This is a genomic window from Paenibacillus hemerocallicola (assembly GCF_006265175.1).
Classification (GTDB): Bacteria; Bacillota; Bacilli; order Paenibacillales; family NBRC-103111; genus Paenibacillus_AB; species Paenibacillus_AB hemerocallicola.
The window spans coordinates 24765-40812 of record NZ_VDCQ01000012.1 but is presented as its reverse complement, the minus strand read 5'-3'; the positions used below and the strand labels follow the sequence as shown (position 1 = coordinate 40812).

At 54.1% G+C, this 16048-nt stretch carries 16 protein-coding genes; all 16 read right to left on the bottom strand.

Annotation, left to right across the window (positions count from 1 at the left end):
* Positions 1-74: 74 nt before the first annotated feature.
* The 16 genes from rny to yfmH all read right to left on the bottom strand — a co-directional run bounded on the left by rny (position 75) and on the right by yfmH (position 16047).
* Positions 75-1616, bottom strand: coding sequence for a ribonuclease Y (gene rny, locus FE784_RS10930; RefSeq protein WP_138878030.1), 1542 nt, complete (start codon positions 1614-1616; stop codon positions 75-77).
* A gap of 259 nt (positions 1617-1875) precedes the next feature.
* Positions 1876-3078 carry an ROK family transcriptional regulator gene (locus FE784_RS10925; protein WP_139602237.1) on the bottom strand — a complete coding sequence of 401 codons (1203 nt, stop codon included), beginning with the start codon at positions 3076-3078 and terminating at the stop codon, positions 1876-1878.
* Positions 3071-3607, bottom strand: coding sequence for a chromate transporter (locus tag FE784_RS10920; RefSeq protein WP_139602236.1), 537 nt, complete (start codon positions 3605-3607; stop codon positions 3071-3073). The genes FE784_RS10925 and FE784_RS10920 overlap by 8 nt, the downstream gene beginning before the upstream one ends.
* Positions 3608-3650: 43 nt before the next feature.
* Positions 3651-4265, bottom strand: a complete 615-nt coding sequence (locus FE784_RS10915; protein WP_139602235.1) for a chromate transporter — start codon at positions 4263-4265, stop codon at positions 3651-3653.
* A 333-nt stretch (positions 4266-4598) separates the two neighbouring features.
* On the bottom strand, positions 4599-5567 hold the full coding sequence (locus FE784_RS10910; protein WP_139602234.1) for a Gfo/Idh/MocA family protein: 969 nt from the start codon (positions 5565-5567) through the stop codon (positions 4599-4601).
* 65 nt (positions 5568-5632) lie between these two features.
* Positions 5633-6325 carry a regulatory protein RecX gene (locus tag FE784_RS10905; protein WP_176706113.1) on the bottom strand — a complete coding sequence of 231 codons (693 nt, stop codon included), beginning with the start codon at positions 6323-6325 and terminating at the stop codon, positions 5633-5635.
* A gap of 151 nt (positions 6326-6476) precedes the next feature.
* Positions 6477-7529, bottom strand: coding sequence for a recombinase RecA (recA, locus tag FE784_RS10900; protein ID WP_139602348.1), 1053 nt, complete (start codon positions 7527-7529; stop codon positions 6477-6479).
* Between the two features lie 304 nt (positions 7530-7833).
* Positions 7834-9081 (bottom strand): competence/damage-inducible protein A, encoded by a 1248-nt coding sequence (locus tag FE784_RS10895; RefSeq protein WP_139602232.1) that lies wholly within the window; start codon positions 9079-9081, stop codon positions 7834-7836.
* A gap of 48 nt (positions 9082-9129) precedes the next feature.
* Positions 9130-9708: a CDP-diacylglycerol--glycerol-3-phosphate 3-phosphatidyltransferase gene (pgsA, locus tag FE784_RS10890; protein WP_139602231.1), complete on the bottom strand. Its 579-nt coding sequence runs from the start codon at positions 9706-9708 to the stop codon at positions 9130-9132.
* Complete coding sequence (gene rimO, locus FE784_RS10885; RefSeq protein WP_139602230.1) at positions 9705-11033, bottom strand: 30S ribosomal protein S12 methylthiotransferase RimO; 1329 nt, start codon at positions 11031-11033, stop codon at positions 9705-9707. Before rimO ends, pgsA begins: the two co-directional genes overlap by 4 nt.
* A gap of 110 nt (positions 11034-11143) precedes the next feature.
* Entirely contained in the window at positions 11144-11635 is a 492-nt protein-coding gene (locus tag FE784_RS10880) for a YajQ family cyclic di-GMP-binding protein (protein WP_139602229.1), read from the bottom strand.
* 119 nt (positions 11636-11754) lie between these two features.
* The gene (locus FE784_RS10875; RefSeq protein WP_246131981.1) at positions 11755-12654 is read right to left on the bottom strand and encodes a helix-turn-helix domain-containing protein; all 900 of its coding nucleotides are present in this window, start codon (positions 12652-12654) and stop codon (positions 11755-11757) included.
* A gap of 45 nt (positions 12655-12699) precedes the next feature.
* The gene (locus tag FE784_RS10870; protein WP_139602228.1) at positions 12700-13467 is read right to left on the bottom strand and encodes a DUF3388 domain-containing protein; all 768 of its coding nucleotides are present in this window, start codon (positions 13465-13467) and stop codon (positions 12700-12702) included.
* 179 nt (positions 13468-13646) lie between these two features.
* Positions 13647-13898: a DUF3243 domain-containing protein gene (locus FE784_RS10865; RefSeq protein WP_139602227.1), complete on the bottom strand. Its 252-nt coding sequence runs from the start codon at positions 13896-13898 to the stop codon at positions 13647-13649.
* 116 nt (positions 13899-14014) lie between these two features.
* Positions 14015-14764 carry an elongation factor P 5-aminopentanone reductase gene (gene ymfI / locus FE784_RS10860; RefSeq protein WP_139602226.1) on the bottom strand — a complete coding sequence of 250 codons (750 nt, stop codon included), beginning with the start codon at positions 14762-14764 and terminating at the stop codon, positions 14015-14017.
* The gene (yfmH, locus tag FE784_RS10855; RefSeq protein WP_139602225.1) at positions 14761-16047 is read right to left on the bottom strand and encodes an EF-P 5-aminopentanol modification-associated protein YfmH; all 1287 of its coding nucleotides are present in this window, start codon (positions 16045-16047) and stop codon (positions 14761-14763) included. Before yfmH ends, ymfI begins: the two co-directional genes overlap by 4 nt.
* Between the last annotated feature and the right edge of the window lies 1 nt (position 16048).

Sequence of the window (16048 nt, the reverse complement as noted above, 5' to 3'; positions counted from 1 at the left end):
GGTTATTGGCAAAAGCAAGCGAGAAGTGGCTGAGCAGCCACTTCTCGCTTCATTCGAAATCGTTATAACTTATTTTACTTCGCATACTCGACCGCACGGGTCTCGCGTATGACGGTAACCTTGATGTGACCCGGGTAGTCCAGCTCGCTTTCGATCTTCTTCGTAATGTCGCGCGCCAATCGGAACGCTTCCGTATCGTCGATTTTCTCCGGCTGCACCATGACCCGCACTTCGCGTCCTGCCTGTATCGCGTAAGACTTCTCGACACCCTCGAACGATTCGGTGATTTCTTCCAGCTTCTCGAGACGTTTGATGTACGTTTCGAGCGTCTCGCGCCGTGCTCCCGGCCTTGCGGCGGATAGTGCGTCGGCGGCTCCGACGAGCATGGCGATAACCGAAGTAGCTTCGCAGTCGCCATGGTGGGAAGCGATACTGTTGACGACTACCGGATGCTCTTTGTATTTCTTGCCGATTTCGACGCCGATCTCGACGTGGGAGCCTTCGACTTCGTGGTCGAGCGCTTTGCCGATATCGTGAAGAAGTCCGGCGCGTTTCGCGAGCGTCACGTCTTCTCCCAGCTCTCCGGCCATCAGACCGGCCAAATAAGCGACTTCCATCGAATGCTTCAGTACGTTTTGACCGTAGCTTGTACGGAATTTCAAACGGCCCAAAATTTTGATCAGGTCCGGATGCAGTCCGTGCACGCCTGTCTCGAACGTCGCCTGCTCGCCGTATTCGCGAATGCGCTCGTCCACTTCCTTGCGCGATTTCTCGACCATCTCTTCGATCCGCGCCGGATGAATCCGGCCGTCCGCGACGAGCTTCTCGAGCGAGGTCCTGGCAATTTCCCTGCGAATCGGATCGAAGCCGGACAGGATAACCGCCTCCGGCGTGTCGTCGATAATGAGGTCGATCCCGGTCAACGTTTCGAGTGCGCGAATGTTGCGGCCTTCGCGTCCGATGATGCGGCCTTTCATTTCCTCGTTCGGCAAAGCGACGACGGAAACGGTCGTTTCCGCGACATGGTCCGCCGCGCAACGTTGGATCGCAAGTGTAATCACCTCGCGGGCCCGCTTCTCGGCTTCTTCCTTCGCCTGGTTCTCGATATCCTTGATCAATTGAGCCGTCTCGTAACGAACTTCCTGTTCGACGGAGGACAAAATGATATGCTTCGCTTCATCCATCGTCAAACCGGATATACGTTCCAGCTCGGCGACTTGACTGCGGTACAACTGATCGATTTGCGCTTGCGTTTCGTCGATTCGTTTCTCTTTGTTGGCGATCTGTTCTTCTTTACGCTCCAGAGATTCCAGCTTTTTATCCAGCGTTTCCTCTTTTTGCAACAATCGTCTTTCTTGCCGTTGAGTTTCATTCCGACGTTCACGAATGTCTTTTTCAGCTTCGGCGCGAAGTTTATGAATTTCGTCCTTCGCTTCCAGCACCGCCTCTTTTTTCTGAGCGTCGGCTTCTTTCTTCGCCGCCTCGATCAGCTGGCGGGCCGCCTCTTCGGCGCTGGAAATTTTCGCCTCGGCGAGGGACTTGCGGATAAAATAACCAATCCCAAAGCATATTGCGCCAACAACGAGAACGATGACGATCCAGATGAAAGTCTGCATCTTGTTCACCTCCTCGTTGAAGCCTCCAAGGGTTAGCTTGGGATATTCGGTTTTTTATTCCGGTTTTGTTTCGTTTCAATCCAAGTTCCGGTTGTACAGGCCGGATGATCATGCATTTGCGCGGATTTCAGCCGATGCCGCGGTGAAAACTGCAATAAGGAAAAAAGGTGCGAAATCCGGCGAAAACGGAATGTACACACCCATTTTATCGTTTGCAAAAGAGGCTTGTCAAGCAACAAGAAAGCGCTTCGTCATCCGGCTATAAAGTGAGTCTGTCAATCACCATCGCGGCAGCTCCGACGGCCAGCGCATCGTCCGACAGCTTGCCTCGCGTAAAGGTGACCGGATACGCCGGATAATACAACGTATTTTTCAATGCGACCTGCGTGCTGATCTGATAAAACAGCTCGTTCGTCGTAATGAGCGGACCGCCTAATATGACTTTTTCCGGATGCAAAATGTTCAACAAATTGGATAGTCCGATCCCAAAATAAGTCGCGGCTTGGGTAAACAGCTCCGTGACGAGCCGATCATCGGCAGATAAAGCTTTCAGCAATTGCGGAAAGCCGACTTCGTCGGGTTGGTCCACCCATTCGGTCAGCACGCTGCGTCTGCCTTGCTTTAATCGGACGGCCGCTTGCTTCTCCAGCACCGGAATGGATACGAACGATTCCAGGCAGCCGAACACGTGCGGACGTTCTGGATGCGGCGGACCGTCGGTCTGGATAATCATATGCCCGACAGAGCCTTCCATATCGACTGCGCCGTATACGAGCTGACCGTTCGACATCATCGCGGAACGCAAGCCGACACCCGCACGAACGTACAGCAGATGCCTGTACTGCTGGGATCCCGCCCAATATTCGGCCAGAAGCGCCGTATTGGCCCCGTTATCCAGCATGACGGGCACCCCGAGCTCGCGCTCCAGCTTAGGTCCGATCGGCAGCTGACTCCAGCCTTCGGCCGGAAAATACAGCGGGTTGAGCATCATGCCTTTCGCCCGGTCTACCGGACCGACGGCTCCGATTCCCATCCCGAGAATCTTATCCGGTTCAAGCGCATGCTTGGCCGTCATCCTTCTCGTCGCCTGAACGACTTCCTGCAGCAGCAGGTCGGGGGTCATCCGTTCCGTCATTTGCCAAGAGGCGGAATCGATCTTTTCCAGGTGCAGATCGCATAATACAAGACGGGTCGTTGCACGGGACACATCGAGACCGAGCACATAGCCTCTGTCGTGCTTCAACCGGTATAAGAGCGGTCTTCTGCCGCCCGATGATTCGCCCAGTCCGCTTTCCTCGATCCAGCCCGTGGAGGTCAGCTCCTCCAGCATCCTCGTCAGCGTGCTTGACGTCAGCCCGCTTAAATCGAGCAGATCGAATTTCGATACGATACCCCTTTTCCGGATTTCGGCCAATATTTGCTTCGCTTTCCGGTTCGGGATCCATTCTTCCAAATTAGGCATACAAGGCTACACCCACCAGACCGGAAACCGTAATCACCGCCAAAGGATGAACGCGATAGCGCATCAGGGCGATTAAAGCACCGGCGAATATGGCGAGGAAGCTGACCGTTTTCCAATCGATCGCAAAAGCCGTGCCGCCGGTCATCAGCAGCCGGTACGCCGCATAAAAAATCAACGCGGCAACAATCGGCCGCAAGCCGTAAAACGCCGATTCCACCATCGGATGATGTTGAAATTTGGCAAACAGCAAACCTGCCGCGATAACGAGCAGCAGCGAGGGCAGCGTCATTCCGATCGCGGAAACGGCCGCGCCGAGCCAGCCATGCGCATGATACCCTACCATGATGGCGGTGTTCGTGGCAATCGGACCCGGCGAGGCTCCCGCTACTGCAATCATATCAGAAAACGTTTCCCCATTCATCCATCCGCGTGAAATCGCCTCGTGCTCGATGACCGGTACCATCGAATACCCGCCGCCTACCGATACGAAGCCGATCAGCATGAACGTGACGAACATTTCCCATAGCATCCCTCATGCGCCTCCTGCTGCTTTCGTCTCTTCCATTCCTCTGCTAGATGCCGTCTCCGATAAAATAATCGGGATCGGTATAACGGCGGACCGGAGCCGCATCGATGCCGCGCTTATGCTTCCAGCTCCCTATGACGATCCCGGCAATCGCACCGATCACGATAACCGTAATGGGCGAAACGAAATTTTGCAGCAAAAGAAGAGCGGCAATCAAAGAAATCGCAATAGTTGCCTTATCGACAAGCGCGGTTCTCGCCATCCGAAACCCCGCGAATACGATCATCGCGATGACGGCCGGCTTCATTCCTTGCAGCGCTGCGGCGACCTTGGCATTATCGCGGAACGTTAGCAGCAGCGCCGCCAATCCGATCACGATCAGGAAGGTGGGGATCATCATGCCGATTACGGCCGTCACAGCGCCTGCAACTCCGGCTACCCGGTAGCCGACGAACGAGGCGGCGTTAAGCGCGACCGCTCCCGGTATCGTTTGCGAAACGGCAAGCACGTCGGCGACATCCTCTTGTTTGATCCACCGCCTCTTGTGTACCGCTTCCTGCTCCAAAACCGGAATCATTGCATAACCGCCGCCGAACGTGATGGGAGCAATACGGCAAAACGTCCAAAAAATCGGCCACAGCCGCTTCAACTGCGATCTCATGTCGGTCATCCCCATTCTGTCCATTCCATCCATAGTTCCATTATAACCGACTTTAATTCATTTTGGAATAAAGATGTTCGCCTTTTCCGAAAAATAAAAGATGATCATCCGAAAACAAAGAGTATAGCAGAGGTTTTCTTTGTCCTTTAATTCAAAATGATTTTTTATCACATCATTCACATCAATTAACTCGGAGAAAAGTCAAAAAAGAAAAAAGCCGGGATTTCTCCCGGCCGCCAATCCGATATACAGTTTCGCTTGCTCGACTAGTTCAAGGCCGATTGGAGTCATCAACAGGCTCACTTCCATCCGGCTAGATTTCCACTTCCGCTATTAACGCATGCTCGCCAGCTCGTCCATCACTTTGGCCGTACGCAGGGCCGACACTCCCGTACTGGAGCAATTCCCTTTCCCCAGCAGCTCATTCACGATCGTCTGGATAAGCGGCTGCTGGATATGCTTGGGCTGCTCCAACGAATACTCTCCGATACCGTCCGCCGTCGTCAATCGGATCGGTTCGCTGCCGAAGGTGGAGAAGGTCAGCTTCCCCCTTGATCCGACGATTTCGTTTATTTCGCCGCCTTGGTAAGCGGTAAAGCACCAAAGCCCGGTTCCTTGGACACCGGATTCGAACACGTATGTACCGCTGACGATATCCTCCGCCGCGTACGCTTTCCCTTGATTGGACGCCCTGCCCGAAGCATCGCGGATCGGACCGAGCAAAAAGTCGAGCAAATCGAGCGTATGGCTGGCCAGATCGAAAAAGTGTCCGCCGCCCGACAGCTCGGGAATGACCCTCCACGGCAAATTGGCCGGATCCTCCGTCAGCTTTTTCGTATGTACGGTCGTGACGAACCGGATGTCCCCGATCGTCCCCATCTCAAGCAGCTGCTTCACTTTCAAAAACCGCGGAAGCGCCCTTCTGTAGTAAGCAACGAACAGCGGTACGCCTGCGTCCCGGCATGCTTCGATCATATCGACGCATTCCCTTGCATGCAGCGCCATCGGCTTCTCCACATAGACGGGCTTGCCGGCTTTGGCCGCTGCCAATGCGTACGCTTTGTGGGTCGAAGGCGGCGTTGCGACATAGACCGCGTTCACTTCGGGATCGGCGATAAGCGCATCCGCATCGTCATACCACTTCCGCACTTCGTGCCGGCGGGCATAATCGGCCGCCAGCTCCCCGTTGCGCCTCATGACCGCGATCAGTTCCGACCCTTCGGCCAATTGGAAGCCCGGTCCGCTCTTCACCTCTGTAACGTTTCCGCAGCCGATTATTCCCCATTTGATCGTATCCGTCATAACGAATCCCCCGTTCGTCCGAATTAAAGACAATGCCGGCTTATACCGGCATGCCGCTATCATGGCTACGCTTCCGGCCAATCCCACAAATCCGCATCGTCGGTTCCTTCCGATTCTTCCCGGAATGTTTCCGTAACCTTGCGTATGACATTTCCTACGATTTGCGCGGAATAGCCCCTGCGCATCAGGAAGGCGGCCGTTTTCCGTTTTTTATCCATTACGTCTCCCGACGTCACCTTCCACTTTTTCGAGGCAAGCTCGAACGCGAGACGCTGCTCCTCATCGACCGGAACCTGGTTCAATGTTTGTTGGATCGTCGCCGGGGCGACGCCCTTCAGCTGAAGCTCCTGCTTGATGAGCCGGCGCCCCTTTTTCTGCGAATATATTCGTTGCTCCGTCCATTGCGCGGCGAAGTCGGCATCGTCCAAATATCGCTGGTCCTTCAATCGCTGCACGATCCGGTCGATCAGCGGCGGCAAATACCCTTTCCGCTTCAAATATTGGCGGATTTCCTTCTCCGAGCGGGGACGCCGCCCTACCTGCTTCAACGCCTCGGACCAAGCCTTCTGCTGCTCTTCGTCCTCCATCACCAGACGAAGCCTTTCGGGCTCCACTTGTTCCCCTCTCAGCAGCCGGTGCTTGATCAGCACATCCTCGTGCACGGTAAACGCATATTGCCCGTCCACGAAAATGAGATAACGGCTCGCCGTTTTCGGATGCCGCTCTACGGCGGTTATGACGGATTCGGGTGTGCTCATACTTCCTCCCTTGGAACGATTCGAATTCCCCGACAAGCGGAGCCTTCGCTCCATCGCATAATCCGAATACTCGGCGGGGCCCCCGAACAAAACCGAAAGCGCACCTTGTAATCGCAAAGGTGCGCGGTCGATTCGTATCTCTTAGTTGTAATTATTCAAATGCGGCCAATTCGTCTTCGTCCTCATCGTCATCCGAAGCGGCCAAAAGAACTCCGGCGTTCGCCATATTGCTCGCATCGCGAATCTTCTTCTCGATGGTGGAAGCGATCTGCGGATTATCTTTCAAAAATTGCTTCGCGTTCTCCCGGCCCTGACCGAGTCGGTCGCCGTCAAACGAATACCAGGCTCCGCTTTTGTTGACGATATCCATTTCCGTGCCGATATCGACGATGCTGCCCTCGCGGGAAATGCCTTCCCCGTACATAATATCCACTTCGGCTTGCTTGAACGGAGGTGCTACTTTGTTCTTGACGACTTTAATCCGGGTACGGTTTCCGACCATGTCGTTGCCCTGCTTGATCGTCTCGACGCGCCGCACTTCCAGCCGGACCGTGGAGTAGAACTTGAGCGCGCGTCCGCCAGGAGTCGTCTCGGGATTGCCGAACATGACGCCTACCTTCTCGCGCAATTGGTTAATAAAGATGGCGATGACCTTCGACTTGTTGATCGCGCCCGACAGCTTGCGCAGCGCCTGCGACATGAGACGGGCCTGCAAACCGACGTGGGAATCGCCCATTTCCCCTTCGATTTCCGCTTTCGGTACGAGTGCGGCTACGGAGTCTATAACAATGATGTCGACCGCTCCGCTGCGAACGAGCGCTTCGGCAATTTCAAGCGCCTGTTCGCCGGTATCCGGCTGCGACAAAAGCAAATCGTCGATGTTGATGCCCAGTTTGCTGGCGTATAACGGGTCCAGCGCGTGCTCGGCGTCGATAAAGGCGGCTTGTCCGCCGATTCGTTGCACTTCTGCAATCGCATGCAGCGCCACAGTCGTTTTACCGGACGATTCGGGGCCGTATACTTCGATAATTCTACCCCGGGGGAATCCGCCAACTCCGAGTGCAAGATCGAGTGCAAGCGCTCCGGTAGAGACGGCTTCCACCTGCATGTGAGCGGATTCGCCCAATTTCATAATCGATCCTTTGCCAAATTGCTTCTCGATTTGACGAAGGGCCACTTCTAACGCAGCACGGCGATCTGACAACATACTCACTTCCTTTTATCGTTTCTATTTGTAATGATACATCGTTTTCCGCCGTTTGCCAAGTGTTTTTTCGAACATACATTCGCATTTTTTCGCGAAACGGTCGTCCATTCCATTCCGGATATGGCACGAACGGATTCATCCGTTTCCCGAATATGCGCAAACGCACGCGAAGACGGCAAAAGAAGCACCGCTACAAAAGGCATTGCCGGCCAGTTGTAACGGTGCTTCCGTTCCAATAATTTCAGTATAAGCTAAAGGAGGACGCGAGGCAATACGAACTTTCCGCCGTCCTCTCCCCGCATTACTTCAGCCGCTGCCACAGCAAATACAACGCCTGCTTCGCCGCCTTCAAACGGATCGAGCCGCGATTGCCGGAAAGCTGCAGCTTGATCGCCTCCGGGGAACGCCCACGTTCGGCCACCCCGATATACACGAGCCCTACCGGCTTGCCTTCGGACTCGGCCGGACCCGCGACGCCGGTGACGGACAGCCCGTAATCGGAAGAATTCCGCTCCAGCACCCGCTCGGCCAACAGCGCGGCCGTCTCGGCGCTTACCGCTCCGGGTGCGCCCTCTCCCTCCAACAATTCCGACGGAATGCCCAGCAGCTCATGCTTCGCTTCATTCGTGTAACAGACGATTCCTCCGCGAAGAGCGGCCGAGCTGCCCGGAATCGCCGTAATCATTTCGCTCACCATCCCGCCCGTGCAGCTCTCGGCCGTCGCCGCCGTCTTGCCGGAGCGAATCAGCAGCGAGACGATCTCGTGTTCGATCGGAACGTCCCGATCGGCATAGATGTATTCGCCGACCCTGCCGCGGATTTCCCGCTCGGTCTCGGCAAGCTTCCGCTCGGCCTCCTCCGGAGAAGTCGCCCGGGTGGTAAGCCGGATGCTTACCTCGCCTTCCTTCGCATAAGGAGCGATCGTCGGGTCTTGCTGGCCGTCGATCAGGTCGATCAGCCGGTGCTCCAGGCTGGATTCGCCGATCCCGGCGAATTTGAGCATTTTCGAATGCAGAGGCGCCGCTTCCTCTCCCATGACCGAACGGATCCACGGGATGGCGCGAAGGTCGAACATCGGCTTCATTTCTTTGGGCGGTCCCGGAAGCAGCACGTAATGCGTGCCGTCCTTCGTCAGTCCGATGCCGACGGCAAGCCCGTTATCGTTGTCGAGAGGCGTACAGCCTTCCAGAACATGGGCCTGTCTTTCATTGCTTTTCACCATCTCGAGACCGCGCGATTGAAAGACGGACGTTATTTTCTCCATCGACGGCCCATGAATCGACATCGGCAAGCCGAGCAGCTCGGACAGCGCGTCCTTCGTCAGGTCGTCCTGCGTAGGTCCGAGACCTCCCGTAACGATGATGACGTCGGCTCGGGCGGCGGCCAGGCGAAACGCCTCGCGAATCCGCTCCCGGTTGTCGCCGACTACGGTTTGATAATAAACGTTAAGCCCAATACCCGCGCAGCCTTGCGCGATGTATTGGGCGTTGGTGTTCACGATTTGACCGAGCAGCAGCTCGGTGCCGACGGCAATGATTTCTGCTCTCATCCGTGCTACCTCCGCATAGTCGGGGCCGGAATGCCGGCCCGACCTCCGTCAATTGTCGAACTGAATGACGTGCCAGTTTTTCGCAAAATAATCGATACCCGAATAAATCGTAATAATCGCGGCGATCCAGCTCATGATCAGATCGAACGGGATATCGAGAAACGCAAACGGAAAATTGTTGATAAGCAAAGCGATAATGGCCGTAATTTGCGCTGCCGTCTTCCATTTCCCCAGCTTGCTGGCCGCTATCACGATTCCTTCCGCCGCGCATATCGAACGCAATCCGGTTACGGCAAACTCGCGGCTGATGATGACGACGGCAATCCAGGCATCCAGCTTGCCCATGTCCACGAGGGAGACGAGCACCGCCGTTACGAGCAGCTTGTCCGCCAACGGATCGAGCAGCTTGCCCAGGTTCGTTATCAGCTTATGCTTGCGGGCAATATAGCCGTCCAGACTATCCGTACTGGCCGCGATAATGAAGATCAGCACCGCGATGATCTGGTTGTATGTAATGCTGAACTGCTCGATCCGGATCGGGGGAAGATCGAGCTTGACCAGCAGAAAAAACATGATGATAGGCACGAGAAAAATTCTCGCCAGCGTGATCCGGTTGGCCAGATTCATGCTATTCCCTCCCCGGACAGGTCGAATTCGAAGGAATGCGTGATGCGTACTTTTTGCATTTCTCCAATGCCCGCGTTACAGCGGGTCACGAATACTTCCCCGTCTACGTCCGGTGCGTCGAATTCGGAGCGTCCGACATATACATCGTTGCGGCCATCGTAACGCTCGATCAATACGTTCAATTCCTGACCGATTCGTTTGCCGTTCTCCGCGCGGGATATTTCCCGCTGAATTTCCATCAATGATGTTGCCCGATACTCCTTCACGTCATCCGGAATTTGATCCGGAAGCCGCGCTGCCGGCGTATCGTCCTCTTTCGAATAAGCGAACACGCCGAGACGGTCGAACCGCATTTCCTTGACGAATTCGCACAAGTTGGCGAAATCCTGCTCCGTCTCTCCCGGAAAGCCGACGATCAGCGACGTTCTCAATGCTACATCGGGAATGCGGGACCGTATTTTGTTAACAAGCTCTCGCGTATCCCTCTGCCGTCCCGGGCGACGCATCCGCTTCAAGATCGCGTCTTCGCTGTGCTGCAGCGGCATGTCGATATATTTGCATACTTTCGGATTGCTGGCGATCGTTTCGATCAATTCGTCCGTGAAAAAGCCGGGATACGCATAATGCAGACGCACCCATTCGATTCCGGGAACCTCGGTAATTTTGTTCAGCAAGCCAGGCAGCATGAACCCGTCGTACAGATCGGTCCCGTAGTTGGTAGAATCCTGTGCGATCAGACTGATTTCCCGGACGCCCTGCGCGGCCAATTGCTTCGCTTCGGCGACGACCGATTCGATCGAGCGGCTGCGGAATTTGCCCCGCATAAGCGGAATGCTGCAAAACGTGCAAGCGTTGTCGCAGCCTTCGGCAATTTTGACGTATGCCGTATAGCGCGGAGTCGTCATCCTTCGCGGCAGCTGCTTCTCGTAATTGAACGCCGGATTGCCTACCAGAATCGGTTTTCGGCCTGCCAACGCTTCATCGATAATATCGTTGATTTTGTCGAAGTCGCCGGTACCGACAATTCCGTCAATTTCCGGCATTTCGTTCATCAGTTCTTTTTTGTATCGCTGCGTCAGGCAGCCGGAAACGATAAGCGCCTTCAAGTTCGCCGTTTCCTTCAAATCCGCCAAATCCAAAATCGTGTTGACCGACTCTTCTTTGGCCGCATCGATGAAACCGCACGTATTGACGATAATGACGGTCGCTTCCTCCTTGTCGTCCACAAGCGAGTAACCCCGTTCGTGAATGAGACCGGACATGATTTCCGAATCGACCAAATTTTTCTCGCAGCCGAGCGTGACCACTTTTACTTTTTCTGTCATGAATGCTTATCCCCCAAACCCGTATCCTATCCTGTTTATCCACACAAGTATAATATAATCGACTTTGGAGTGTCAAAAATGCGAAAATCCCGCCCTCGCCGCAAACCCGTTTAACGGAAATTGACGAACTGCAGCTCGAGAGGAATATTCGCTTGCCTGAGCAGGTGAATCGCCTGCTGCAGGTCGTCCTTGCTTTTGCCGGTCACGCGAATTTGATCTCCTTGAATTTGGCTTTTGATTTTCAGCTTCGAATCGCGGATGAGCACGTTAATTTTTTTGGCGTTATCCTGATCGATTCCCTGCTTCAGTCCGATGCGCTGGCGTACCGTCGACGAGGCGGCCGGTTCGATTTTTCCGTAATCCAAATTTTTCAGCGCGATGCCCCGCTTGGACATTTTCGAATGCAGCACATCAATGACGTTTTTCAGCATGAATTCGTCATCGGACACGATGACAAGCTCGTTTTTTTCCAGCGTCATGCTGCTTTTCGAGCCTTTGAAATCGAAGCGGCTGCCGATTTCCTTCTCCGCCTGCTGGATGGCGTTATTCAATTCCTGCATATCGATCGCGGATACGATATCGAACGAACTTTCCGAACTCATTGGTTATCCCGCCCTCCTATATTTTCCCTCTCTTATTATAGCAATCGTTTTGATCGAAAAAAAGACATCCGCGGAAGTCGCAGATGCCCCGTTGCTGTCCATGAATCCGGAATCGGGCTCTAAACCGATTTTTGCAAATCGATTTGGATGCGCTTGACGTCTTTTTTGGTCCCTAGCGAGATCGGGATGCCGTTTACGATCAACTCGGCGGCAGGAGGGAAGCCTACCGTCAAATATACGCTCGAGTCGGAAGTCCAGTCGCGGGCATCGCCTTTTTTGTACAGCTTCTCTTCGATCACTTGCCGCTCCTGCTTGCGGTTTTCGGTTGCCGGGACGATTTTGTCGATACGCAGCCAGCATTCCTCGCCGGGTATTTTCAGCTGTACGCTGAGCTTGTCCGCGTTCGTCGCAACATAGTAGTCTATGTTGTTCTCCGTTCTGGAGAGCGTCACGACCGGGACCATCGCCGGCGGCTGCACGGCGGATTGTCCGGACTGCTGCGACTTGTCTCCGTCGATCTTATTGCCGGCGATCGTCTCGCCGGGCTGCCCTCCCGCCGCGTTCGCGGGGTCCGGCAATTTATCGGTTATTTTATCGCTCGGATTGACTTCATTACCCGCGTCTCCGTTGTACGAATTGCCGATAAAATAATAGAGGACCCCGAGTATGAGCAAGACGAACGACAGCATTAAAATGGTGGATGCCCATTTGCTCAATTTCTCGGTCGTGCGCGAATCGTTCCGCTTCCGCCTCCGGATCGGCTCCGCCACGGTTTCGACGGCCGGCGCCGGGATGGCATTTCCGTATAGCCCGAGCACTTCGTTCGGATCCAGCCCCACGGATTCCGAATAGCTTTTTATAAAGGCGCGCACGTAGAAGCTTCCCGGCAATATTTTATATTCGCCTTCTTCGATCGCTTCCAAATACCGTTTCCGAATTTTCGTCATTTCCTCCAGCTGATCCATCGATATTCCTTTATCCAGACGCGCTTTCTTCAACACCTGCCCCAAATCCGACACTGTTCAATCACCTCCCGGTGTGCGTAGCGTAACGATCGCTGCGGTTCAAAACTTGTCGCCGTCGAAGTTGGTAAACGTTTCGTACGTTATTTCCTCGTCCGGAGAATTGCGAAGCTCGATGATGACGTTAAACGTATCGTATGTATATTCCGATTCCCGGATGAAAATATCCGGATGCTCGATTACTTTCGTGGAAGGCATAGCCATAATTTCGCGAAGCAGCATATGGTGCTTTTCATTGGAACGCATAGTCGAGACGATCCCGTCAATAATAAATACGTTGTTCGGACTCATCTCGTCCTCGGACATTTGGCTCCGCACCGTCTGTCTCAGCAAAGTGGAGGACACGAACGTCCAACGTTTTTGCGCGCATACGCTTCCGGCGATAATCGATTCGGTTTTGCCGACTCTCGGCATCCCGCGCAGGCCGATCACCTGATTGCCTTCCATCTTGCAAATCTCGCCCAAAAAATCGACCAGAAGTCCCAATTCGTCGCGAGTAAATCGGAACGTCTTCCGGTCGTCGGAATCGCGTTCGATGTAACGTCCGTGCCTGACGGCCAATATATCGACAAGTCTCGGCGCGCGAAGAGCCGATACAGTAATATTATCCACTTTTTTCAGCATCTTACCCATCAATTCTATTTTTTCGTCGTCGTTCGTCTGCAGCAGCATGCCGCGCGTGCGGTCCTCGACGCCGTTGATGGTCAAAATATTGATTTCCAGCATGCCCATAAGAGACGCTATATCACCGAGCAACCCCGGACGATTCTTATGTATTTTGTATTCCATGTACCACTGCTTCGTTTCCATCTGATCTCACCTTTCGCGTAGTTGGCCCGATAACGATTAATTCTACAATATTCGCCATTATCCTCCTTGCTTCGCTTAAAAAGTTGCTCCACGTCGCAAAAGCCCCCTGCTTGAGGAGGCTTTGAGAAATCGCATCTGAAAGGATACGGTTTTCGTCGGTCGGTTTGCTTCGCGATTATTTATTCTTTGCTTACGAGCTTCACCATACAGCGGGCGAGCGTTTGTCTTTCTTGCTCGTCGGCCACGTCCCACAGCTCTTTCAGGACGCGTTCTTCATTATTCTCGGGATCGATTTTGTCGGCCAAATATTCGCCGACTTGCGCAGCCAGCTTGGAAATCGTTTCGTCACTCATGCCGACTTTATGAGCTTGCTCCACACGCTCGGACAAAAATTGTTTCCAACGCTCGAAACTTTTCAGTACAGTTGCCATCAGAGGTTCCTCCTTGTCGGTATGGGGTAACAACAATTGTAGGATGTGCCGATTGAGTACCCGATATGCGGAGGAACCGTCTCCAACTTCAGGAAGGAGCATGCCAAGCTTGATTCTCAAGTATGCCAGCCGCCGTTGGGGCTGATGATCTGCCCTGTAATATAGCCCGATTCGGGCAGCGCGATAAAATAAACGAGCGAAGCGATTTCATCCGGATGGGCGAATCGGCCTGCGGGAATATCGTTCTGCAGCGCTTCCTTCTCCGCACTGTTCAAATTGGCGTTCATGGACGTTTCGACTACTCCGGGAGCGACCGCGTTCACCGTAACGCCCGAAGGCGCCAGCTCTTTGGCCAGCGCTTTCGTGAAGGCGTTGACTCCGCCTTTGGCGGTCGAATAGACGACTTCGCAGGACGCTCCGGATAGTCCCCATACGGAGGATACGTTAATGATCCGTCCGTATTTCTGCCGTACCATCGAATCCATGAACAGCTGCGTGCATAGAAACATGCCCTTCAGATTGACGTCCATGACACGCTCCCACTCCTGCTCGGAAACGTCCTGCAGCATGCCGTAATGGGCGACTCCCGCGTTGTTGACCACAATGTCGGGAATCATCCCGTGCTTCTCCATTTTTTCCTTCATGCGCAGCAATTGTTCTCTGGACCGCACGTCCGCCGTTACCGTCAACACTTGGGCTCCGTAATTCAGGCAAGCTCGCGCCGTTTCGTTTGCCGATTCGTGGGAATTCAAGTAATGGATAACGACCTTCATCCCGACCGAAGCGAAGCGTTGGGCGATGGCGGCGCCGATACCGCGGCTCGCGCCGGTGACGAGCACGGTCGTATCGGCAAAAGATTTGATCATCCTTGCGGGCTCCGTACGATCGATACGGCGAACCGGCCAAAATCCGCATGCTCGTTCAGTCTGCGATTGGCTTCTTCGAGCGTGACGGATTCGTATGCGTCCAGAACGTCAAACAGGCTCGTATCCTTGAACTCGTATTTGGTGAATTCGTTCGCCATCGCTTCCGGCGAATTCATCATCCGCATAAAGCCGCCGATCTTTTTCCGTTTGCTGCGCTCGAACGATTCGGCGTCGATTCCGTTCCTTTTCGCCCGTTCCAGTCCGTCCGTGACCCGCTTCACCAGCTCATCGGGACTTTTCGTCTCGCCGCCGATTACCGAGAACGCATAATTGGAGTTCGAGTTGTATTCGTGTCCGAATTGGTCCGAGATGAGACCTTCGTCGTACATATCCTGATACAAACGGGAGCTTGGGCTCAGCAATGCGTCGAGCACGAGCTTGGTCGTCATCTCCCTCTTGAGCGCTTCGCTTCCTCCGCTTTGCCGGACCGGCTCTTTAAAGCCGAACAAACATTTGGGAAGCGAAACCGGAAGCTCCGTCACTTTGATCTCCTCATGCACTTGGTCCGGCTCCTGTTCGAAAAAGCGGCGGATTTCCCCTTGGGACGGAAATGTTTTGGCCGCTTGGTTATCGCGCACAAGCTGCATCACTTCCTCCGTGTCGACGCCGCCGACGACGAACAGGCTCATATTGCTCGGGTGGTAAAACGTATGGTAGCATTCGTACAACGTATCCTTTGTGATTTCCGCGATGGAATCTACCGTACCCGCTATGTCGATGCGCACCGGATGCTTCCGATACAATGCCTCGATCAAGCCGAAATAAGAACGCCAGTCCGGATTGTCCCGGTACATGTTGATTTCCTGGCCGATAATCCCTTTCTCCTTCTCGACGTTCTGTTCCGTAAAGTACGGATTTTGCACGAAATTGATCAACGTAGTCAAGTTTTCCTTCACCTGCTCCGTTGCAGAGAACAGGTATACGGTCCGGTCGAAGCTGGTAAACGCGTTGGCGGAAGCGCCTTGGGATGCGAAGGTAGCGAAAATGTCGCCTGTCGGCTCCTCGAACATTTTATGCTCCAAAAAATGGGCAATCCCGTCGGGCACTGTCGCCTCCGGCTTGCTTTCCACCTGGAAATGATTGTCGATAGAGCCGTACTTGGTGGAGAAGGTGGCATATATTTTATGAAAGCCGGGCTTCGGGAGGATGTATACTTTGAGTCCGTTCGGCAGCTGCTCGTAATAAAGCGTTTCTTTCAATCGGGTAAACGGTATCGTTTGCATG

Coding starts and splice junctions, on each gene's coding strand:
- rny (WP_138878030.1), bottom strand. CDS start 1,616: ATGCAGACTTTCATCTGGATCGTCATCGTTCTCGTTGTTGGCGCAATA.
- FE784_RS10910 (WP_139602234.1), bottom strand. CDS start 5,567: ATGACGGATACGATCAAATGGGGAATAATCGGCTGCGGAAACGTTACA.
- FE784_RS10915 (WP_139602235.1), bottom strand. CDS start 4,265: ATGAGATCGCAGTTGAAGCGGCTGTGGCCGATTTTTTGGACGTTTTGC.
- yfmH (WP_139602225.1), bottom strand. CDS start 16,047: ATGCAAACGATACCGTTTACCCGATTGAAAGAAACGCTTTATTACGAG.
- pgsA (WP_139602231.1), bottom strand. CDS start 9,708: ATGAATCTGGCCAACCGGATCACGCTGGCGAGAATTTTTCTCGTGCCT.
- ymfI (WP_139602226.1), bottom strand. CDS start 14,764: ATGATCAAATCTTTTGCCGATACGACCGTGCTCGTCACCGGCGCGAGC.
- FE784_RS10880 (WP_139602229.1), bottom strand. CDS start 11,635: ATGAGTTCGGAAAGTTCGTTCGATATCGTATCCGCGATCGATATGCAG.
- FE784_RS10865 (WP_139602227.1), bottom strand. CDS start 13,898: ATGGCAACTGTACTGAAAAGTTTCGAGCGTTGGAAACAATTTTTGTCC.
- FE784_RS10870 (WP_139602228.1), bottom strand. CDS start 13,467: ATGGAAACGAAGCAGTGGTACATGGAATACAAAATACATAAGAATCGT.
- FE784_RS10920 (WP_139602236.1), bottom strand. CDS start 3,607: ATGCTATGGGAAATGTTCGTCACGTTCATGCTGATCGGCTTCGTATCG.
- FE784_RS10895 (WP_139602232.1), bottom strand. CDS start 9,081: ATGAGAGCAGAAATCATTGCCGTCGGCACCGAGCTGCTGCTCGGTCAA.
- FE784_RS10925 (WP_139602237.1), bottom strand. CDS start 3,078: ATGCCTAATTTGGAAGAATGGATCCCGAACCGGAAAGCGAAGCAAATA.
- rimO (WP_139602230.1), bottom strand. CDS start 11,033: ATGACAGAAAAAGTAAAAGTGGTCACGCTCGGCTGCGAGAAAAATTTG.
- FE784_RS10905 (WP_176706113.1), bottom strand. CDS start 6,325: ATGAGCACACCCGAATCCGTCATAACCGCCGTAGAGCGGCATCCGAAA.